The organism is Corynebacterium sp. p3-SID1194 (assembly GCF_025144155.1).
Lineage (GTDB): Bacteria > Actinomycetota > Actinomycetes > Mycobacteriales > Mycobacteriaceae > Corynebacterium.
Genome location: NZ_JALXWY010000025.1, coordinates 1 through 18,748, shown reverse-complemented (window position 1 = coordinate 18,748; position 18,748 = coordinate 1). Strand labels below are relative to the sequence as shown.

At 64.5% G+C, this 18,748-nt stretch carries 19 protein-coding genes; 4 read left to right on the top strand and 15 right to left on the bottom strand.

Translation table 11 applies throughout. From position 1 onward, the window contains the following. Positions 1–43: 43 nt before the first annotated feature. A complete protein-coding gene (locus M3G19_RS11215) occupies positions 44–502 on the bottom strand; it encodes a DUF4442 domain-containing protein (protein ID WP_259902708.1) in 459 nt (152 codons plus the stop codon). A gap of 87 nt (positions 503–589) precedes the next feature. After that, complete coding sequence (locus M3G19_RS11210; RefSeq protein WP_259902707.1) at positions 590–2,251, bottom strand: AMP-binding protein; 1,662 nt, start codon at positions 2,249–2,251, stop codon at positions 590–592. A gap of 269 nt (positions 2,252–2,520) precedes the next feature. On the opposite strand from M3G19_RS11210, the gene M3G19_RS11205 reads away from it, so the two are divergent. The 3 genes from M3G19_RS11205 to M3G19_RS11195 are packed head-to-tail and all read left to right on the top strand — an operon-like array spanning position 2,521 to position 5,132. Then, the gene (locus M3G19_RS11205) at positions 2,521–3,363 is read left to right on the top strand and encodes a GDSL-type esterase/lipase family protein (RefSeq protein WP_259902706.1); all 843 of its coding nucleotides are present in this window, start codon (positions 2,521–2,523) and stop codon (positions 3,361–3,363) included. A gap of 25 nt (positions 3,364–3,388) precedes the next feature. Next, the gene (locus M3G19_RS11200; protein ID WP_259902705.1) at positions 3,389–4,501 is read left to right on the top strand and encodes an S-(hydroxymethyl)mycothiol dehydrogenase; all 1,113 of its coding nucleotides are present in this window, start codon (positions 3,389–3,391) and stop codon (positions 4,499–4,501) included. A gap of 10 nt (positions 4,502–4,511) precedes the next feature. After that, positions 4,512–5,132, top strand: coding sequence for an MBL fold metallo-hydrolase (locus M3G19_RS11195; RefSeq protein WP_259902704.1), 621 nt, complete (start codon positions 4,512–4,514; stop codon positions 5,130–5,132). A gap of 35 nt (positions 5,133–5,167) precedes the next feature. Here M3G19_RS11195 and M3G19_RS11190 read toward each other — a convergent pair whose 3' ends face one another. The 12 genes from M3G19_RS11190 to M3G19_RS11135 all read right to left on the bottom strand — a co-directional run bounded on the left by M3G19_RS11190 (position 5,168) and on the right by M3G19_RS11135 (position 17,743). Continuing rightward, complete coding sequence (locus M3G19_RS11190; RefSeq protein WP_259902703.1) at positions 5,168–6,049, bottom strand: DsbA family protein; 882 nt, start codon at positions 6,047–6,049, stop codon at positions 5,168–5,170. Between the two features lie 26 nt (positions 6,050–6,075). Continuing rightward, positions 6,076–6,444, bottom strand: coding sequence for a DUF2304 domain-containing protein (locus M3G19_RS11185; RefSeq protein ID WP_259902702.1), 369 nt, complete (start codon positions 6,442–6,444; stop codon positions 6,076–6,078). Then, positions 6,441–7,142 (bottom strand): glycosyltransferase family 2 protein, encoded by a 702-nt coding sequence (locus tag M3G19_RS11180; protein ID WP_259902701.1) that lies wholly within the window; start codon positions 7,140–7,142, stop codon positions 6,441–6,443. The genes M3G19_RS11185 and M3G19_RS11180 overlap by 4 nt, the downstream gene beginning before the upstream one ends. An 11-nt stretch (positions 7,143–7,153) precedes the next feature. After that, positions 7,154–7,972, bottom strand: a complete 819-nt coding sequence (locus tag M3G19_RS11175; protein ID WP_259902700.1) for a glycosyltransferase — start codon at positions 7,970–7,972, stop codon at positions 7,154–7,156. Then, on the bottom strand, positions 7,969–8,838 hold the full coding sequence (gene rfbA / locus M3G19_RS11170) for a glucose-1-phosphate thymidylyltransferase RfbA (protein ID WP_259902699.1): 870 nt from the start codon (positions 8,836–8,838) through the stop codon (positions 7,969–7,971). Before rfbA ends, M3G19_RS11175 begins: the two co-directional genes overlap by 4 nt. A 14-nt stretch (positions 8,839–8,852) precedes the next feature. Next, positions 8,853–10,187 (bottom strand): sugar nucleotide-binding protein, encoded by a 1,335-nt coding sequence (locus M3G19_RS11165; protein WP_259902698.1) that lies wholly within the window; start codon positions 10,185–10,187, stop codon positions 8,853–8,855. Positions 10,188–10,197: 10 nt separating this feature from the next. Continuing rightward, on the bottom strand, positions 10,198–11,238 hold the full coding sequence (rfbB, locus tag M3G19_RS11160) for a dTDP-glucose 4,6-dehydratase (RefSeq protein ID WP_259902697.1): 1,041 nt from the start codon (positions 11,236–11,238) through the stop codon (positions 10,198–10,200). Between the two features lie 96 nt (positions 11,239–11,334). Beyond that, positions 11,335–12,609 (bottom strand): hypothetical protein, encoded by a 1,275-nt coding sequence (locus M3G19_RS11155; RefSeq protein WP_259902696.1) that lies wholly within the window; start codon positions 12,607–12,609, stop codon positions 11,335–11,337. 12 nt (positions 12,610–12,621) lie between these two features. After that, on the bottom strand, positions 12,622–13,881 hold the full coding sequence (locus tag M3G19_RS11150) for a Dyp-type peroxidase (RefSeq protein ID WP_259902709.1): 1,260 nt from the start codon (positions 13,879–13,881) through the stop codon (positions 12,622–12,624). After that, on the bottom strand, positions 13,862–14,509 hold the full coding sequence (locus tag M3G19_RS11145) for a copper chaperone PCu(A)C (protein ID WP_259902695.1): 648 nt from the start codon (positions 14,507–14,509) through the stop codon (positions 13,862–13,864). The genes M3G19_RS11150 and M3G19_RS11145 overlap by 20 nt, the downstream gene beginning before the upstream one ends. Before the next feature lie 78 nt (positions 14,510–14,587). Beyond that, positions 14,588–16,543, bottom strand: a complete 1,956-nt coding sequence (locus tag M3G19_RS11140) for a prolyl oligopeptidase family protein (protein WP_259902694.1) — start codon at positions 16,541–16,543, stop codon at positions 14,588–14,590. A 51-nt stretch (positions 16,544–16,594) separates the two neighbouring features. Further along, positions 16,595–17,743, bottom strand: coding sequence for an alpha/beta hydrolase family protein (locus M3G19_RS11135; protein ID WP_259902693.1), 1,149 nt, complete (start codon positions 17,741–17,743; stop codon positions 16,595–16,597). Between the two features lie 354 nt (positions 17,744–18,097). Here M3G19_RS11135 and M3G19_RS11130 point away from each other — a divergent pair, with 354 nt between their 5' ends. Then, positions 18,098–18,223 (top strand): hypothetical protein, encoded by a 126-nt coding sequence (locus tag M3G19_RS11130; RefSeq protein WP_259902692.1) that lies wholly within the window; start codon positions 18,098–18,100, stop codon positions 18,221–18,223. A 90-nt stretch (positions 18,224–18,313) separates the two neighbouring features. Here M3G19_RS11130 and M3G19_RS11125 read toward each other — a convergent pair. Further along, the coding region (locus M3G19_RS11125) for an HNH endonuclease signature motif containing protein (protein ID WP_259902691.1) at positions 18,314–18,748 on the bottom strand (435 nt) is incomplete at its 5' end.

The following is an 18,748-nucleotide window of genomic DNA, read 5'->3' as shown; positions in this document are numbered from 1 at the left end:
TCGCAGGCGGCTCCACCGAAACCCCAGCTCATCAGGGCTGGGGTTAATTCTTTTGGTTCAGGCGGTAGTACACCTGGCGGCGCACGCGCGCGACGGTGTCGCCCTCCTCGTCGACGATGTCCACGTCGAACCAGTGGAGGTACTTGTCACCGCCGGCTGTCTTTTCCTTGATGAGCTCGTAGGTCTCATCGGGGATGCGCATGTCAGCGGTGAGTGTGCCGCGACCGGGCTTCACAAACTCGATTTCGCCGGCGGTGTCCCAGACCTTGTAGTCCTTGCCCAAGCGGTGCATGGAGGCGAGCATGAAGAACGGGTCAGTCATGGCGGACATGGTGCCGCCGAAGGCGACGCCCATGGCGTTCTTGGTCAGCATGTTCGGCTTGTGGGTGACCACGACGCGGGTGCCGTCATCGGTGAATTCCTTGATCTTCACGCCTGCGCCGAGAAGCGGGGGCCAGAACTGCATGAAGTTCTTGAGCTGTCGCGCGGAGAAATGGGCCACTGTCGGGTGCTCCTATGCGTATCGGGGTGTGTGCCAATTCACGAAGGAACTATACGCTGACCCCGTGGGCAGCTCAGCTGGTTGCGGCTAGTTATCGCGGCGGGATTCGGGGAGGAACCGCGGCATGACCTTGCCGGTGGGGTTGCGGGGGAGGAAGTCGACGAAATTGACGTCGCGGGGGATGGAGTGGTGGGCGAGTTTGTCGCGGACCCAGTCGCGGACGGCGTCGGGGGTCAGGGAGCGGCCGGCGTCGTCGTCGGAGCGGACGACCCAGACGGCGACGCGCTTGAAGGTGTCGTCGTCGTCGACTCCGCTGGCGTAGACGTCGGCGATGCCGGGCATGGGCTCGAGGGTCTCTGTGACGGATTGGGGGTGGACGTTCTCGCCGCCGATGATGATCATGTCGTCGTTGCGGCCGAGGACGTGGAGGCGGCCTTGGTCGTCGAAGTAGCCGCGGTCGCCCATTTCGATCAGGCCGTCGATCATGACGAGGGGGGTCTCAGGGTTGGAGTAGCCCTTGAGGGCGGTCTCGTTGTTGAGGAAGATACGGCCGGGTTGGCCTTGGGGGACTTCGTTGCCGTCGTCGTCGTAAAGCTTGATGATGCTGCCCGGCACGACGCGGCCAGCGGCGGTGGGGTGTTCAGCGACATCATCGGCGGTGGCGATGGTGGCCAGCGAGAGCTCGGTCGAGCCGTAGATATTGGCCAAGATGGGGCCGAAGCGTTCGTGGACGCGCGCGACGACATCGGGGGTCAGGGCGTTGCCCGACGACGCGATCCATTTCAGCGACGAGGTATCCCACTGCTCATTGTCGGGAAGGTCGAGCATCTGCTTGTAGAAGATCGGGGAGGAGATCAGCCCGTCGACGCGGAAGTCTTGGATCTGCTTCATCGCGGTCGCCGGGTCGAATTCGCGCTGGGTGACGATCGTGGAGCGCGAGCCCAGGCCCACGATGAGCGTCGCCCAACCCCACGTGTGGAACATCGACGCGGATTGCAGCAGCGTCTGGTTCGAGTACCACGGCACGGCGGACAGCAGCCCGGTGAGCACGAACGGCACTTTGGGTTCGGTGCGCAGAATTCCTTTCGGCACGCCGGTCGTGCCCGAGGACATCAGGACGATGTCGCCTTGAGTCGGGAGGAGCGGAAGTTTCGGCAGGTCAGCGTCAGAAGCAAGAAGCTTATCGACGCTTCCCTCACCCTTCCCGCCGTATCCCCACACCACAGTCACATTCTCCATGGCCGGGTGATCGGCCGGGATGCGGTCGGCGAATTCGGCGTCGATGAACAAGACGTTGATGTCATTTTCTTCGATGCAGCCGGCGAGCTGCTCTGGCGAGGAACCGACATTGAGCAGGAATGCGGCGCCGCCGGCGTAGCTCTTCGCCGCGAACGGAATAATGAAGTGGCGACCGTTGCGCGCCATGATGCCGACGCGCAGTTCGCGCAGGTTGGCATCGCGCTTGTGCTTGACGAGCCACCGGGCGAGTTTCCGGGAGGCGTCGCGGAGTTGTTGGTAGGTGAGGAGACCGGAGTCGTCGATAAGCGCGGTGCGTTCCGGGCAGCAGCGTGCACCTTGTTCGACTTCGCGGGCGGCGGTGATGCCCCAGCGAGGCAGGTCGCCGAAGCCGCGGAGGAAGACTCCGAAGCCGCCCTCGAAGCTGACGATACGGCGCCGCACGATCAGTGATGCGAGTTCCGCGAAGGCGCCGATGCGCTGGATGGGGGTGTAACTGCTCTGGTTGGCCATGGATGTGAGCCTTTCGTCGTCCGGGGTGCGGGGAGCCGAGTTCCGTTAATTTCGTCTCGTTAGGCGTATCACACCGTTATCGTTTTGAGTGGGATATTTTGTTAATTCCCCGCGAAAAAATAGTGACTGGAGATAAAAATGTAATTATTGTGGCCTGTGTGGCAGTGGTTTGTGTAGCATTCCAGTCGGAGAAACCGACCACCCAACTGTGAGGCGGTTCCCGCCCCGACAGGTATCAGGTACACCGACCAGCAGAAAGTTGATGCACAATGCTCACCCAGACTCGCCGTCGCGTCACCGCCTTCGTCGCCGCCGCTTTGATGGGCGCCGGAATCATCGCGGGGCCGGCCACCCCGAATGCCCATGCCGACAACGGCAACATGGTCATCTTCGGTGATTCCGTCGTCGCCGACGCGCCGTCGCTCGAATACCTCAGTGCCCGCGTCGGCCTGCACCCGAACGGCAAATCCGACCCGGCACGCTGGTGCCCGACGAGCGCCAATAACTTCGGCAAGCAGGCCGCCCGCCGCCTCGGCTTGCAGCCGCGCGATTTCTCCTGCCCCGGTGCGGTGAGCATCTCCCGCGGCCCGAATATCTCCGCGCAGATCGACCGCGCGGTCCGCGAACGCGGCCTCGACCGCAACACCAAGCGCGTCGTGCTGCAGACCGGCTTCAACGACACCTACAACCACCGCGGCGAGCACCCGAATACTGTGCGCCGCAATTACGTGAACTTCATGCGCCCGCAGGTGGACAAGATCCGCCGCGCCGCGCCGAACGCCCGTATCCAGATTGTCGGCTACCCGACGATCACTGGCGGCGACCGCGTCTGCCTGTTCCACATCGGCCCGAATATGTACGACGCCACCCCGATCCCGGAAGTCGCTTACTGGGAGAACCTCGCGCAGTGGATGAACCAGGATCTGGCGCGCGCGACGGGCACCCAGTTCGTGGACCTGAAGCCGGGCACCGCGAAGAACGGCATGTGCGCACGCGACGGTGACCGCGAGTTCGCCGGTCTCATCGACTTCTACGCTGGCCCGGGCAACGCGCCGGTGCACGTGACGCAGCGCGGGCACGCTCGCGTGGCGGGAATCGTCGCAGCGTCCTAGCGCAGATTTCCCTACGCTCGGGAGCATGACGAATAACGAGCAGACCGAGCAAACAGTCAAGGGCGTCATCGCCCGCGAAAAGGGCGCGGATGTGGTGATCGCGGACATCGTGATTCCCGCGCCGGGCCCGAACGATGTCGTGGTCACAGTTCAGGCCACCGGCGTGTGTCACACGGACCTCGCGTACCGCGACGGCGATATCGAGGACGCGTTCCCGTTCCTCCTCGGCCATGAAACCGCCGGTGTCGTCGAGACCGTCGGCGAGGACGTCACGCACGTCGCGCCGGGTGATTTCGTGGTCCTCAACTGGCGCGCAGTGTGCGGGGAGTGCCGCGCGTGCCGCAAGGGGGACACGAAGAATTGCTTCGACACGCACAACGCGTCCAAGGGCATGACGCTTATCGACGGCACCCCTGTGACCCCCGCCCTCGGCATCGGCTCGTTCGCCGAAAAGACCCTCGTGCACGAAAAGCAGTGCACCAAGGTGAACCCTGACGAGGACCCGGCTGCTGCCGGTCTACTGGGCTGCGGCATCATGGCCGGTCTCGGCGCCGCGGTGAACACCGGCGATATCCAGCGCGGCGAGACTGCCGCCGTCTTCGGTCTCGGCGGAGTGGGGCTGGCCGCCGTCGCGGGTGCGTCGTTGGCTGGAGCTCGAAAGGTGATCGCGGTGGACGTCGATAAGCGCAAATGCGATGCGGCCGCGAAATTCGGCGCGACCGACGCGATCTGCAGCAAAGACATGAGCGAAGACGAGGTCATCGACCGCGTCCGCGAGCTCACCGGCGGCTTCGGCCCCGACGTGACCATCGACGCCGTCGGCATCCAGCCCACATGGCGCCAGGCGTTCTACTCCCGTGACCTCGCCGGACGCATGGTCATGGTCGGCGTGCCCAACCAGACCGACCACGTGGACATCCCCGCCATCGACCTCTACGCCCGCGGCGGCTCCATCAAGCCCGCCTGGTACGGCGACTGCCTGCCTGAACGCGATTTCCCCACCTACGTCGACCTTCACCTGGACGGGCGGTTCCCGCTCGGAGAATTCGTCTCCGAACGCATCGGCTTGGGCGATATCGAAGGCGCATTCACCAAGATGAAGCAGGGCGACGTGCTGCGCTCTGTCGTTGAGTTTTAAGGGAGTGCTCATGAAGATTGAAAACGTAGTCACATCCGGCCTGTTCAAGCTCGACGGCGGTGAATGGGAGGTGGACAACAACGTCTGGATCGTCGGCGACGACTCCGAGGTCCTCATCATCGATGCCGCGCACGACGCCGAAGCCATCGCGAAGGTGGTGGGGGACCGCAAGGTATCGGGCATCATCGCGACGCACGGCCACAACGACCACGTCGACGCCGCGCCGCTTTTAAGCAAGCTTGTCGACGCCCCCGTCTACCTCCACCCCGGCGACGACATGCTATGGGGCGACGCCAACCCGTCCGAGCCCTTCGAACCGCTTTCTGACGGTCAGGTCTTCCACATCGCCGGCACCGAGCTCAAGGTGCTGTCGACCCCCGGCCACTCGCCCGGCTCCGTCGTCCTCTACGCGGAGGAAGCCGGCGAGCTCTTCTCTGGCGACACCCTCTTCCAAGGCGGTCCCGGTGCGACGGGGCGCAGCTTCTCGTCGTTTGACACCATCATCGAGTCCCTGCAGAAATCTGTCCTCGACCTGCCGCCCGAAACCGTGGTTCGCACTGGCCACGGCGACAGCACCACCGTCGGCGAAGAGGCCCCGCACCTTGAGGAGTGGATCCGGCGCGGCTACTAAGCGCCGATACTAGGCGCCCAAACTAGCCGCAGTTCCTAGCTCTGGACCGTCTTCTTCAGCTCGCCGTTGATGACCTTGCGGAAGTCCTCGATCGGCAGCGCGCCGCCGATGAACTCGTCGTTGACGATGAAGCCCGGCGTGCCCGTGATACCTAGGCCCTGCGCGTAGTCGAGGGCTTCGTCGAGCGCCTTGTCGTATTTGTCGCTGGTGGCGTCGGCGCGGAATTTCTCGATATCCGGCACACCCGCCGCTTCGGCGAAGCGCACGAAGTCCTCGATGCCGTAGCCCGGGTGGCCCTGCGTTCCGGCAGCTTCCTCGAAATACGCCTTCTTGTAATCCTCGAACTTGCCCTGCTCAGCCGCCGCGCGGCCCGCACGCGCCGCAGCGTGCGCCGCGTCGCCGTTGATCGGCATGTCGTTCCACTCGATGCGCACGAAGCCCTTATCGACGTACTCCGCCATCAACTCCGGCTCCGTCTCGTGCGCGTGGCGGATGCAGAACGGGCAATCCCAGTCCGTGAACTCCGCGATCACGACGGGCGCATCCACGGCACCCACCGCGAACGGGTCATTCGGGTCACGCCGTGCCGAATTCGAAATGTCCTGCCGCGACGTGATCTCCGAGCCTGGCCCGTGAATCAGCGCGGCTTCCTCGCTGGCCTCCGGCTCGGCGAAATCGGTGCCCGGCGTCGCCTTCTCCGGGGTCTCCGTCACAGGCGTGGAGTTCTTCTCCGGCAGCTCACCTGACTCGTACGCCTGCGACGCACGCTCGTAGCCCTGGTGGTCGCCGATCAAATAGCCACCCAAACCGGTGCCCAAAGCCAGCACCGCGGCGAATCCCCACATCAGGGGCGGGACTTTTGCCCCGCCGCGGTCGTTGCTGTTGGTGGTGCTGGCAGTGGCCGACTTCGCGCTCATGGCACCAATCTTAGTCTCCGGAGGCGCTAGTGCTCGCCCCGGGGCTCGGCTTCCGGTGGCTGGTGCGGCGCCGGCGGCACAGCATTCTGCAGGGCCACCGCCCGTGCGAGACGCGCGTACCGCAGCTCCTGCTCACGGAACCGCACCCACGTGGACAAAGTGGTGAAGAAAAACGCGATGATCAGCGTGTACAGCATCAGGTCGGTGCCGCGGGCGACACCCAGCCAATTGGCGACGACCGTGACATCGTCGGGGCGCAGAATCGCCCACACAGCCGCGATCACCAGCAGGACGAAACCGAGCTTCACCCACGCTTTCGCGTTGGCTTTCTTGCGGTTGGTGAAAAAGTACAGCGCCAGCGCGAACGCGGCGAGCAGCAACAGGATCTGGATCATGGGAGCCTCCTGGCGACGAGTCCGTCGGCAAGAATATTCACGCCGTTGACCAGCGACTGGCCCTTAGACATGGAGTATTCGGTGTAGAGGATGTCCACGGGTTCCTCCGCGACGCGCCAGTTCAGTTTGTCCATCATGGTGACGATCTCGGAGGCATGCGACATCCCGTTCATGCGGATATTCATTTCCGCGGCCACTTTCGCGTTGAACGCGCGCAGGCCGTTGTGGGCATCGGTAAGCCCGAGCCTCCGGCTGCGCGGCGAGAGGAACACGACGGTTTTCAGCACGACGCGCTTGATCCACGGAACGTTGTCGGTGGCGGCGCCATCGGCGAAACGCGTGCCGACGACAATATCCACCGGCTCCGTCCGCAGCCGCTCCACCATGCGCACGACGTCCGCGACCTGGTGCTGCCCGTCGGCATCGAAGGTGACGAAGTAGCGCGCCCCCGGCTGTGCCCGCGCATACTCCACGCCGGTCTGGATCGCCGCGCCTTGCCCGAGGTTCACGGGGTGGTTGACCAGGTGCGCACCTGCGGCGTGAATGGCAGCCGCGGAATTGTCGGCGGAGCCGTCGTTGACCGCGACGATATTGGGGAATGTCTGCAACGCATTGCGCAGCACGTCACCGATGACGGGGCCTTCGTTGTAGCAGGGCACGACGAGCCACGTGTCATCGAAGGGTCGCTGCTGGGTCATGAACGCAAACTCTAGTCCCCGCGGTGGAAAAGACGCGAGTACACGCGCCGCATGGCCCCCAGAGGGAGGGCGCGGTAAAGGTTGCGCGCGGCGTAATTCACGACGGCACGCGGGCGCGAGATCAGCCCGTAGCTCACCAGCGCGCGCTGCATGGCGCGCTCCGCACGCCGGGTTTCGGGCGTTGTGCGGCGTTTCATCTGCGCGTCGTTCACTCGGAAGTAGGTCAGCGGTTCCGGCAGGTTATGCAGCTTCTTGCCGCCAGCGACAAGGCGTGCCCACAGGTCGTAGTCCTCCATGTTGTGCATGGGACGGTAGCCGCCGATATCGCGCACGTCAGCTGTGCGCATGAGCACGGAGGGGTGGTTCATCGGCGAGTTGATTTTCGCGTACCGCGCGATCGCATCGTGGGTTTCGGGCAGGCGCCGCACGCCGCCGAGGGTGTCGCCGTCGAATTCCTGCATGGCGGTGCCGAGGACGGAGATTTCTGGGTGCGCAGCCATGAAATCCAGCTGTTTTTCTAGCCGTTGCGGGTATGCGGCGTCGTCGGAATCGAGACGCGCGACGAATTCGGTGTCCACGGCAGCCAGACCTTCGCGCAAGGCGATGCCGAGCCCGCGGTTTTCAGGCAAGGTCACGGTGTCCACAGACGCCAAGAGCTTATCGACGTCCTCTTGCACCTCTCCGTCCCTCACCACCAACACTCTTTCCGGTGGGCGTGTCTGGGCGTCGATGCTGTTCAAGGCGTGAGAGAGCTCGTCTGCCGTGGTGTTGCGGTAGACGGACATGAGGACGGTGACAGTGCCGGGGCGCAGGTCGTGGGTGCTGGTCATGCGCGCTCCCGTGCGGCGTCGATAAGGTAGCGGCCGTAGCCCGATTTCAGCATTGGTTCGGCGAGTTCCTCCAGGGCAGCAGCATCGATGAAGCCTTGGCGGAATGCGGCCACCTCGGGTGATCCGATGATGGTGCCGGTGCGCTTCTGGATCACCTCGACATACGAGCTGGCTTCGCTCATGGAGTCGATGGTGCCGGTGTCCAGCCACACGTCGCCGCGGTGCAGGCGGTGGACTTTCAGATCGCCGCGGCGCAGGTAGGTCTCATTGACGCTGGTGATTTCCAGTTCGCCGCGTGCGCTCGGAGCGATGGTCTTCGCGATCTCCACCACGTCATTGTCGTAGAAGTACAGCCCCACCACCGCGAAACTGGACTGCGGGCGCTCGGGCTTTTCCTCGATGGCGGTGGCGGTGCCGTGCTCGTCGAAGCTGACCACGCCGTAGCGCTCTGGGTCGGAGACCTCGTAGGCGAAAATGGCGCCGCCGTCAGGGTCGAAAGCTTCGCCCATCAGGCGGGACAGTTCGGCGCCGTCGAAGATATTGTCGCCAAGCACCAGCGCCACGGAGTCGTCGCCAATGAAGTCCTCACCGATGATGAAGGCTTGTGCGAGCCCGTCGGGGGAGGGCTGGACGGCGTAGTCGAGCATGAGGCCCCAAGCAGAGCCGTCGCCAAGCAGACGCTTGAATGCGTCCTGGTCTTCCGGCGTGGTGATGATCAAGATTTCGCGAATCCCCGCGCTGATCAGCGTGGACAGCGGGTAGTAGATCATCGGCTTGTCGTAGATGGGCATGAGCTGCTTCGAGATGCCCTTCGTGATCGGGTACAGCCGCGTGCCCGACCCGCCGGCGAGAATAATGCCCTTCATGGTTGGGAGTTTAGCTACCCCATGTACAGGGCGAGCGCCACGCGCCAGTTGGTCGGCGTGAATCCGGTCGCCTCGATCTTGTCGAGCGTCAGCGTCGACTCCGCAGGCCGCGGCGCCTCGGGGCCGAATTCCGCCTGGTACTCGGCGGAGCTGACCGGGTGGACGTCGGCGGGATCGGCGCCAGCAGCGACGAAGACGGCCATGGCGATCTCGTCGCGCGTCGCCGCGTCGCCGCTGGAGGTGATGTTGTAAATGCCGTAGTCGGCGTCTGCCTCCAGCAGGTGCACGATTCCCTTCGCGAGGTCCTCCGCCCACGTCGGACGCCCGCGCTGATCGTTGACTACCTTCGGTGAAACTCCCTTGTGCGCCAGCCGCGCCATCGTGGCCATGAAATTGCCGCCGTCGCCGAAAACCCAGCTCGTGCGCACAATATAGTGCTTCGCAGCCGCGGCAGCCGCAGCTTCGCCCGCGCTTTTCGACGCCCCGTACACCCCCAACGGACTCGGCACCTCATCCTCTGTGTGCTCTGCCACCGTCCCGTCGAAGATGTAGTCGCTGGAGACGTTCACCAAGGTCAGGTCGTACCTGTTGGCCACCTGCGCGAGCTTCGCAGGGCCAAGCGCGTTGACCTCCCACGCCGCGGTGCGCCCGTCTGCGCTTTCAGCCCCGTTGACATCGTTGAATGCCGCCGCATTGATGATCGCCGAATACTGCGACCAATCACGGCTTTCCAGCATCTTCTCCACTGGCCAGGTGAGATCGAAGTCGGTGTGTCCGCAGAGCTCCGCGTCCGGCAGCAGTTTCTGCAAAGCGCGCCCCAACTGACCATTCGCCCCGAGGATGAGGGGTTGGTGGGGAGGGACAGGGGAGGCGTCGATAAGCGGCGGATGGGCGAGGTCCTTGGGCGAGACTTCTGTGGGCTCGAGCGGCCAGTCGATCTCCTTGTACGAGCAGAACGCGTAACGAGCCTCCGGCGACCAGCGCGCATTGCACAAATAGATGTAGGTCGTCGCGTCCTCGAGCGCCTGGAAGCCGTTCGCGACCCCGCGCGGCACGAACACCGCGGTGTCGGGCCCGATCTCGCAGCCGAAAGTCTCGCCGTACGTCGCCGAGCCTTCGCGCATGTCCACCCACGCGCCGTAGACGCGCCCCGTCGCCACCGAGACGTACTTGTCCCACGGCTCCGCGTGCATTCCACGCGTCGCACCTTTTGCGGCGTTGAAGCTGACGTTGTTCTGCTCCACGCGCAGGTCAGGCGTACCCGCCCAATTCTCCTTGAACCACCCGCGGTTATCGCCGTGAACCGTGAGCTTATGGACCGTGAGCCCCTCGATGCGCGTTGCCGTCATGCCCGCCACCTTACTGGCCGCGCGCCGCGTAGCCCTGCTCAACAGCGTCCTTCGCGTCGCGCCACCACGCCGCGTTGTCGCGGTACCACGCGATCGTCTCCTCCAAACCCTCGCGCATCGAGCGCTTCTGCGGCCGCCAGCCGAGCTCACGTGCGAGTTTCGACGCGTCCATCGCGTACCGTTGATCGTGCCCCGGCCGGTCCGCGACATGCTCGTACTCGCCGCCCAACAACTCGCAGATGAGCTCGATGATCTCCTTATTCGAATGCTCGCCGTCCGCGCCGATGTTGTACGTCTCGCCTTTTCGACCGCGGTCCAGGATCGCGAGCACCGCGTCATTGTGGTCGTCCACATGAATCCAATCGCGCACATGCTCGCCCGTGCCGTAGAGCTTCGCCGGGCGCCCCGTCAGCAGATTCGTGATCTGCCGCGGAATGAATTTCTCCACGTGCTGGTACGGGCCGTAATTATTCGAGCAATTCGAAATCGTCGCATTGACCCCGAACGACCGCACCCACGCGCGCACCAGGTGATCCGACCCAGCCTTCGTCGCGGAATACGGCGACGATGGCCGGTACGGCGTCTCCTCCGTGAACCGTGTCGCCTCGTCGATGGCGAGGTCGCCGAACACCTCATCCGTCGAGACGTGGTGGAACCGGTTGCCGTACGTGCGAGCCGCTTCCAACAGCGTGAACGTACCCACCAGGTTCGTCTGCACGAATGGCGACGGGTCGCGCAGCGAGTTGTCGTTGTGCGACTCCGCCGCGAAATGCACGACCGTGTCCGCATCCGCGCACAGCTTATCGACGAGCCCCCGATCCTCCACCCTCCCCTCCACCAGTTCGACCCTCTCTTCGGGGAGCCCCGCCAGATTCTTAGCGTTGCCCGCGTACGTCAACGCGTCCAGCACCACGATCTTCGTCTCCGGCTGGCGGTGTGCCACCATCCGCACGAAATTCGCGCCGATGAAACCGGCGCCGCCTGTCACGAGCATCGTCGAGCTGGCGTTGGTCGGCGAAGCAGCCGGGGGATGAGCTGGGTCGTGAGTCATGAGGGCCATGCTATCCCGTCGCCGGTCTTGCGCCGTGCAGCTCTGGCGAACTGCGCTTTCACCGCGGGGACAGGGGCCATTTCGGGTCGGGGCGGTTCAGTTGGTGTGCTGGGTGGCTGCCGTGCTCGTTGCCCCCCTGGCCGTCCTCGCCCCACCAGTCAGACTTGCCAGGTGCACCGCCGCACCAGCGAGCGGGCCGACAGTGAGCGCGCCAATCACCGTTTCTGTGACTCCGATGCCGAGCGCTACTGGGAGCGCGAACAACAGACCGAACGCCACGACTGCTCCAGTGACCCACCCAGCGACGTACCAGGCGTGCTGCTCTAAAGCTAAAACGGCGGTGCCGGTAATGATGAGAGCGCCCATGAGCGCCGAAGCGAACGTCAAAAGCCCGAGGGGAAGACCGGGGACGAAGAGCTCGGGCGGGAAGAACACCCGCAGAATCCACGGGCCGACCAGCCACGCCGCGACGAACCCGACGGCGCCGACGCTGAGGATCGTGCCAATCGGCACCGCGAGCGAGGAGTAGATGCGGTCGCGCTGTTCCACGAACCGAACCACCAGCGCAGACTGGAAGCGCTGCAGCGGAACTAGCACCGGAGCACGCGTGAGCAACACCGCTTGGTTGATCGCGGCGACAGCGGCGCCCGTTCCGGCGGTGGTGCCGTCGCCGGCGGCGAACGCAGCGGTGGTCATGGCAGGAAAACCCGTGATCAGAAGAGCTGAAGCGCCGGTGGCTAAGACCGCGGACAGGACACGGCGGACAAATGTCGGGCGGTCGACGTCGAGAGCTGCGCGGATCTGCCCGCGGGCTTGCTTCGATGCGGCGAGGATGGCCACCCACGACACCGCACCGATCACCGTGATGGCCAGAAACGCCGGCAGGCCCCACCCGGCAGCCCAGGCGACACCGGCCAGAACGAGTCTGATGCCTGAGTCGAGAGCGACGAGTCCGGCATATTGGTTCCAGAGGTTCGCGCCACTCAAGATGCCGGACAGAACTGCCTGGAAGACGTAGCTAGCTAGGCCGAAAACCAGGAGCCCCGTGGCCAGGGCAGGGGAGGGCGGGACGAAGTGCGCCATCGCGACGGCGCCCGCGGCCAAGGTCACAGTAGCGACCGTCGCAGCTGCGAAACCAGCCAGACGCCAGGGGTTCGCTGACCCCCGCACACCGCGTTCGCGAGCGGAGGCGACTGCGCGGGTGGTCTCCTGCGTGATCCCGTCGATGAACCCGGCCGACGCGAAGAATAAGCTCCAGTACGCCTGGAACAGCGGCATCTGGGTCTCCGCGTCGAGGGACCACGACGCGACCCACAGCACCACGAAGCCGGATAGCGCGGCGAACAGGGTCGCGAAAGACAGGGATTTCATCGAGGGGTAACTCTACCCGCGACCCCCAAAGAGATCCTGACCCCAGTATTCGCCGTCGGCGGTGCCGTGGGGGACAGCGAAGACGGCGGACCCGATGTGGGTGATCCACTCGTTGAGGCGGTCGGCGCTGTCGAGCCTTTGCTGAATGGGGTCGAACTGTCTCAACGGGTTCTTCTGGAAGCAGATGAACATCTGTCCCGCATTGGACGTGCCGCGGGAATCAGGGCCGGGCGGCATGTCGTAGTTGTAGGGGCGGCGGAAGATGCGCTCTGCGGGATCCGTCGACTTGGCGCGCGCCATGTGCGAATTCGGGTCGATGACGGGCAGACCGAATTCGTCGCGGGCGTCTAGATCGGGCTCGTCGAATTCGTCGGTGCCGCTCAACGGGGCACCGTTGTCGAGTCGCCTGCCGGAGACTACTTCGCGGGAGGGGCGGTCGAGGATGTCCCATTCGTCGAGAAGCATTGCTATACGACGCACCACCATCGCCGTACCTCCCTTCGTCCAGGCGGGGCCTTCGTCGATCCAGACGACGCTGTCGAATTCGTCGACCGCCGGGTTGCCCGTGCCGTCGAGCTGCCCGAAGAGATTGCGCGGCGTTTCGCCCGGCTGGATCGAGCCGCGCGCGTGGAGGAAGCCGTCCTGGACCCATGCGACGTCGGCGTAGCTGCGTGCGCCTTTGACCATGAAGCGGGCGGCATGCGCCACGGTGAAGCGGTCGTCGGCGCAGACCTGCAGGCAGATATCGCCGCCGGACCACTCTTCGCGCAGCTCGTCGCGGCTGTAGGCCGGTAGTTCGGCGAGCCAGTCGGGCGCCTCGTCCGCGAGATCGAGCTTGTCGAGCAGGCTGCGTCCGTACCCGACGGTGATCGTCAGGTTCGCTGTCGACTGGAGATTCTCCGGCTCGAGGTCGGCGAGCCCCGCGCGGCCGCCGCACATGCGTCGCGCGTCGTCGGTCCACAGGCGCATGAGGCGCACGACGTCTTCGCGCGTCTGCTTGTTGTCTTTGATCGTGAACGCGATCAGCTTGCAGAACGACTGTTGCGGCGTCGCGATCCCCGCCTGGTGCTCCCCGTCGAACGCCACCGTCGTTTCGGGCCACGCAGCAGCAGGCTTATCGACGCCTCCCGCTTCCCCTTCCTCCGCGCACGCACTCGCACCGACTGCCGCCGCCGTCGCAGCGCCCGCGATGCCGACACCACGCAGGAACGCCCGACGCGACGGCGCAGCTGAGTCCGTCGGCGCGGAAGGGTTAGTGCTGTCCGTGGGAATCGTGCTCACCGCCGTGTTCGTGGTCTCCGCCGTGCTCGTGCTCAGCGTGGCCGGCGTGCTCGCCGTGCTCGTGGCCCGCGTGGTCGCCGTGGCCACCCGCGTAGTCCTCTTCGCCGGAAGGCTGCTCGCGCACCGGGAATTCAGTGGTGAGCTCGGAACCATCACCCATGACCAGGTTGAACGTGAGTGCGTCGCCGGCCTGGATTGGGGCGGGGTAGTTCATGATCATGAAGTGTTCGCCGCCGGGAGCGAGCTCCTGGGAGCCGCCAGCCGGGATGGTGAAACCGCCTTCTTTCTCGCGCATCTGACTGTCGACGACTTCGTGCAGTTCTGTGGAGGCGCCTTCGAGATCCGGGGCGGTGAAGGACTCTACCGTGATGTCTTTGTCGGACGAGTTGGTGAGGGTTCCGAAGCAAGCGGTCATGTCGGAGTGCTCTTCTTTGGCGCGGCAGTAGCCGTCGGCAAGCGAAATGGAGGACGCTTCCTGCTCTGCGTTGTTGGCTTCGGGTGCGGCGGAGGAAGCGGAGCCGTCCTGCGCCTCGTTGTTGGTGCCGTTTTCGCTCCCGCAGCCGGCGAGAGCAATGGATGCGGCGCACATGGTGGCAGCGAGTGCAGTGATCTTTTTCATGTGGGGCCCTTTCCCTGATAGCGTTTCTGCTTCAGGGTTAGTCGGAAGTTGTGGTCCGAAAGTTCCATGGGGGCGTGACTAATCGCCGATGCGGGCGTCGAGCCAGCTGTAGATGAGGGACTCAACCCGTGCGACCTGCTCGTTGTCTGCGGCGCCGGCGTGGCCGCCAGCGGTGTTTTCGAAGTAGTCGACGGGCTGTCCTGCCTTCCCGAGAGCAAGCGCGAAGGTACGTGCGTGGGCGGGGTGAACGCGGTCGTCGCGGGTCGAGGTGGTCACGAGTGCCGGCGGGTACGTCGCGGCGGACGCTGGTGCGATGTTGTGCAGCGGTGACCACGTCTCGATTGCGGCGCGTTCCTCCGAGTTGTCGGGGTCGCCGTACTCGGCCATCCAGGACGCGCCGGCGGACAGGGTGTGGTAGCGGAGCATGTCGGTGAGCGGAACCTGGATCACGGCTGCGCCGAAGAGTTCGGGGTACTGGACGAGTGCGCCGGAGGTGAGGAGTCCGCCGTTGGAGCCGCCGCGAATGCCCAGTTGGGCCGGGGTGGTGTAGCCGCGGGCGACGATGTCCTCGAGGACGGCGCGGTGGTCCTCCCACACCTTGTGACGGTTCGTTTTCACCACCTGGGAGTGCCACTCGGGGCCGAATTCACCGCCGCCGCGCAGATTAGGCTGCACGTAGAAATAGCCGCGCTCCAGCCACGCGGCGCCGCGGACGGCTGAGTAGGCAGGAGTGAGGGAGACTTCGAAGCCGCCGTACCCGCCGACGAGGGTCGGGCGCGCGCCAAGGGAGAAGTCGCCGGTGATGAAGTACGGGATCCTCGTGCCGTCGGCGGAGGTGGTCCAGTGTTGGCGGGTTTCGATGCGGGAGGCGTCGAAAAGCGATGGTGCGCGGCGCGCGACTTTACCGTTGCGCAACAATGTCGACGGGGTGGAAAACGACGACGCGTTGATCCAGACTTCGTCGCCGTCGAGGGGGCTGGTGCTCACGACGTGGGCGGTGGCGGTGTCGGGAAGCGAGAGCTCGGTGCGCTCCCAAGTGCCCAGGTCGAAAGAGTTGATGCGCGTCGCTACGTCGTCGAGAGTGGTCACCAATAGCGACGACGCGGTGAACGACACATCTTCCACGGTGGTGCCGCGGACAAGCACGCGCACGTCGCGGTCTCCGGCGAGGAACCGGTCGAGCTCGATGACGCCGAGTTCGCCGCCGGCCAGACCCGCGAATTCGGTGCGGGGAAGCAGGAAGAGCCACTGGCGGTGGGGGATGGGGGTGCAGTTGGTGGGGACGTCGATAAGCGTGTCCTCGATGTACGTGCGCTGGTTGTAGAAATCGAGCGCGCGCGTGAAGATGGTGCGTTCGAAGCCCGGCGTGTGGTCGCGGGCGGCCCCGACGGCGACGTCCGAGCGTTCGCCGCGGAAGATCACGGGGGCGTCGCGCAGGTCCGTGCCGCGCTGCCAGCGACGCACTTCGACGGGGTAGCCGGAGGTGGTGAGCGTTTCGCCGCCGAGGTCCGTGCCGACGAAGAGCGTGTCGCGATCAACCCAGCTGACCTCGGTTTTCGCTTCGGGGAGTTCGAAGCCGCCGAACGTGCGGGTGGCGAGGTCGAATTCGCGCACGACGACCGCGTCCGCCCCGCCGCGCGACAGCCGGACGAGCGCGCGGTCGTGTGCGTGGGGACGCACGGCCGCGCCTTTGAACACCCAGTCTTCCGCTTCGTCCGCAGCGAGCTTATCGACGTCCAGTAGCACCTCCCACCCCTTTTCCTCCAGGTAGTCCTCCGTGGTGGTCCGGCGCCACAGACCGCGCGGGTGCTCCCGGTCGCGCCAAAAGTTGTAGAGGAAGTCCCCGCGGCGCGTGACGTACGGGATGCGGTCGTCCGTGTCGAGGATGCCGCGGATGCGCTCCGCGAGTGCGGCTGTGTCGCGATCAGCTGCTGTGCGTTCCTCTGTCTCGCGCGACCAGCTCGTGGCCCAAGCGAGGGCTGCGTCGCCGGTGATGTCGTCGAGAAGCGATGGCTCAATAGAAAAATCGGGCATATCCGCCACCCTAATGCCGGCGGATATGCCCGATGGTTGATGCTGTTTTGTTTACATCTTGAACGCGGGCTTCAGCGTCTTGTGCCAAGACGTTTCCATGTCCTGGCGCCACGTCGGCCACGAGTGCGTGCCGACGTTGCGGAACTCGTAATGCGCCGGGATCTTCAGGCTGTCGAGCTTCGCGCGCAGATCATGGTTGCACGTGTTGATGGCTGCCTCGATCACTCCGCCTTCGACCTGCAGAGTCATCGCCGCCGCGTGCGCCTGGATCTCCGTTGCGCCCTTGCTTGCGATATGGCTGACCATGTCTTCCTTCGCCGCCAGGCCGGTCGACGTGGAGACATACAGCGCCGTTCCGCGCAGCTTATTCGCGTTGACCAGTGCGTCATTCGCGCGGTTATAAGCGCCGCCCATCGGCCCCCACATCTGCTCTGGCGTCACCGTCTGGAAGTTCGCGGCTGCACCCGCGCCGCGGTTCACGGTCAGGCGCGCGAAATTGTACGGAGCCGGCGTCGACGTGGCTGCGCAACCGGAGAAGCTTGCGGCGGCGTCATAAAAGCCCGGGGCCTTCGTCGGCAGAACCAGTGCCGACGTGCCCGACATGGAGAAACCGACGACCGCGCGGCGGTTGTCCGCGCCAAGGCGCTTCTCGATCGGTCCCGGCAGCTCCTTCGTCAGGAACGTCTCCCACTTCTGCGGGCCTTTGAAGTATTCCGCCTTCGGTGTCTGCAGCCAATCCGTGTAGTAAGAGAACGCGCCCTCCATCGGGATGACCACGTTGACGCCCTTGTCTTTGTAGAACTTCGCGGACTCCGCGTACGTCAGCCAGTCCGCGTTCTGCTCCGCGCCACCAGCACCGTTGAGGAGGTAAATCGTCGGGGCATTCTTCACCAGCTCACCCGCGCCGTTGCGCGCCGGGATGACTGCGACCGGAATATCGCGGCCCATTGACGGGGAGCTCACCCAGAACGCCCACACATCCTTGTGGTTGACCTGGCTGACCCACTTAGCGGTTTCACCCGTGGTCACAGCCGTCGGCGCCGGGTGTGCATTCCAGTTCTTCACTGTGCCCACCGGAGTATTGCCCGCGACCTGAGCTGCAGTGACTGGGGCGGCATCAGCTGTGAAAGCGGGGGCTGCTGCGCCGAAAGCGAGAGCCGTAGCGACGGTGACTGCGGCGACGGTGCGGACGAGCTTCATGGTCAGTATTCCTTCAGTGGTGGGAGCGTTATTGCGTTGTACCGCGGTTTGCGGTTTCACCCCGATTATTCGCTGCTAATGAGCGTTGTGTTACCGCGGTGGAACCTCAAAGCGCCCTTGACTTTATTGGTGGGTGAGCTGGCATTCAATTACCCACGATGTTTCAGTTGTGATTAAAGTTAATCATGTTACGATCCGTCGGGCGAGTATTGTCGCCTCTGTGTCGTCGTCAGACGGCGTAACGCGAGTGCATCTGAAACCGACAGACAGCGTGAGTCCGCAGCCGCCCGCAAGCGGTGACGGAAGCGTCAACCCAATCTGAATAAGAATCAGAAAAAGAAAGGGACTCTCCCTATGAACGCCAACGGCCTCCACCCCTTCGAGCAGTTCCAGCTCATGATCAACGAGTTCCTCGGCGGCATCTTCCACCAGATGTCCTCCACCTCGTCCACGATCGCTCTCGGCATGGGCATGTTCTAAAAACGCCGCGTCAAAGACCGGGTCCCGTTGTGGGGCCCGGTTTTTGTTTTGGGCGTGCGGAAGTGGCCGTGGGGCGTGGTGGTCCCTCGGCTATGTTCCGAACAGTAGGTGCATGGCACCGTATTGGTGTGTGCTGTTCGCCACTGGTGTTCCGCGCGGTGAAACCCATGTTGGTGTCCCATCGCGCACCTGTATTCGACCCCTGTTGTGTCTGTCGGGGTCATCATCGTTGGTGCGGTTGTGATACCTGCACAACACCGACAGGTTGTTCATATTCGTTGGCCCGCCGCGGGCCCACGGTTCAATGTGGTGGACCTCGCAGTTATCGGCAGCATGCCGACAGTCCGGTACTGGGCAGGTGGTCAGTGTTGCTCGGGCAAGATCGCGTTGTTTCTTATTGGCGAACCGTTTCGTGTTGTACAGGTTCACCGGCCCTGCCTGCGGGTGGAAGAGCGCGACTTCCAAGTCGGACCCGTGGAACCGAGTCAGGTACTCCGCACCAGTCATCGTCGTGCCATCAGACAA

Excerpts from the sequence above, each read along its gene's own strand:
- M3G19_RS11210 (WP_259902707.1), bottom strand. The coding sequence starts at position 2,251 with ATGGCCAACCAGAGCAGTTACACCCCCATCCAGCGCATCGGCGCCTTC.
- M3G19_RS11205 (WP_259902706.1), top strand. The coding sequence starts at position 2,521 with ATGCTCACCCAGACTCGCCGTCGCGTCACCGCCTTCGTCGCCGCCGCT.
- M3G19_RS11200 (WP_259902705.1), top strand. The coding sequence starts at position 3,389 with ATGACGAATAACGAGCAGACCGAGCAAACAGTCAAGGGCGTCATCGCC.
- M3G19_RS11195 (WP_259902704.1), top strand. The coding sequence starts at position 4,512 with ATGAAGATTGAAAACGTAGTCACATCCGGCCTGTTCAAGCTCGACGGC.
- M3G19_RS11190 (WP_259902703.1), bottom strand. The coding sequence starts at position 6,049 with ATGAGCGCGAAGTCGGCCACTGCCAGCACCACCAACAGCAACGACCGC.
- M3G19_RS11185 (WP_259902702.1), bottom strand. The coding sequence starts at position 6,444 with ATGATCCAGATCCTGTTGCTGCTCGCCGCGTTCGCGCTGGCGCTGTAC.
- M3G19_RS11180 (WP_259902701.1), bottom strand. The coding sequence starts at position 7,142 with ATGACCCAGCAGCGACCCTTCGATGACACGTGGCTCGTCGTGCCCTGC.
- M3G19_RS11175 (WP_259902700.1), bottom strand. The coding sequence starts at position 7,972 with ATGACCAGCACCCACGACCTGCGCCCCGGCACTGTCACCGTCCTCATG.
- rfbA (WP_259902699.1), bottom strand. The coding sequence starts at position 8,838 with ATGAAGGGCATTATTCTCGCCGGCGGGTCGGGCACGCGGCTGTACCCG.
- M3G19_RS11165 (WP_259902698.1), bottom strand. The coding sequence starts at position 10,187 with ATGACGGCAACGCGCATCGAGGGGCTCACGGTCCATAAGCTCACGGTT.
- rfbB (WP_259902697.1), bottom strand. The coding sequence starts at position 11,238 with ATGACTCACGACCCAGCTCATCCCCCGGCTGCTTCGCCGACCAACGCC.
- M3G19_RS11155 (WP_259902696.1), bottom strand. The coding sequence starts at position 12,609 with ATGAAATCCCTGTCTTTCGCGACCCTGTTCGCCGCGCTATCCGGCTTC.
- M3G19_RS11145 (WP_259902695.1), bottom strand. The coding sequence starts at position 14,509 with ATGAAAAAGATCACTGCACTCGCTGCCACCATGTGCGCCGCATCCATT.
- M3G19_RS11140 (WP_259902694.1), bottom strand. The coding sequence starts at position 16,543 with ATGCCCGATTTTTCTATTGAGCCATCGCTTCTCGACGACATCACCGGC.
- M3G19_RS11135 (WP_259902693.1), bottom strand. The coding sequence starts at position 17,743 with ATGAAGCTCGTCCGCACCGTCGCCGCAGTCACCGTCGCTACGGCTCTC.
- M3G19_RS11130 (WP_259902692.1), top strand. The coding sequence starts at position 18,098 with ATGAACGCCAACGGCCTCCACCCCTTCGAGCAGTTCCAGCTCATGATC.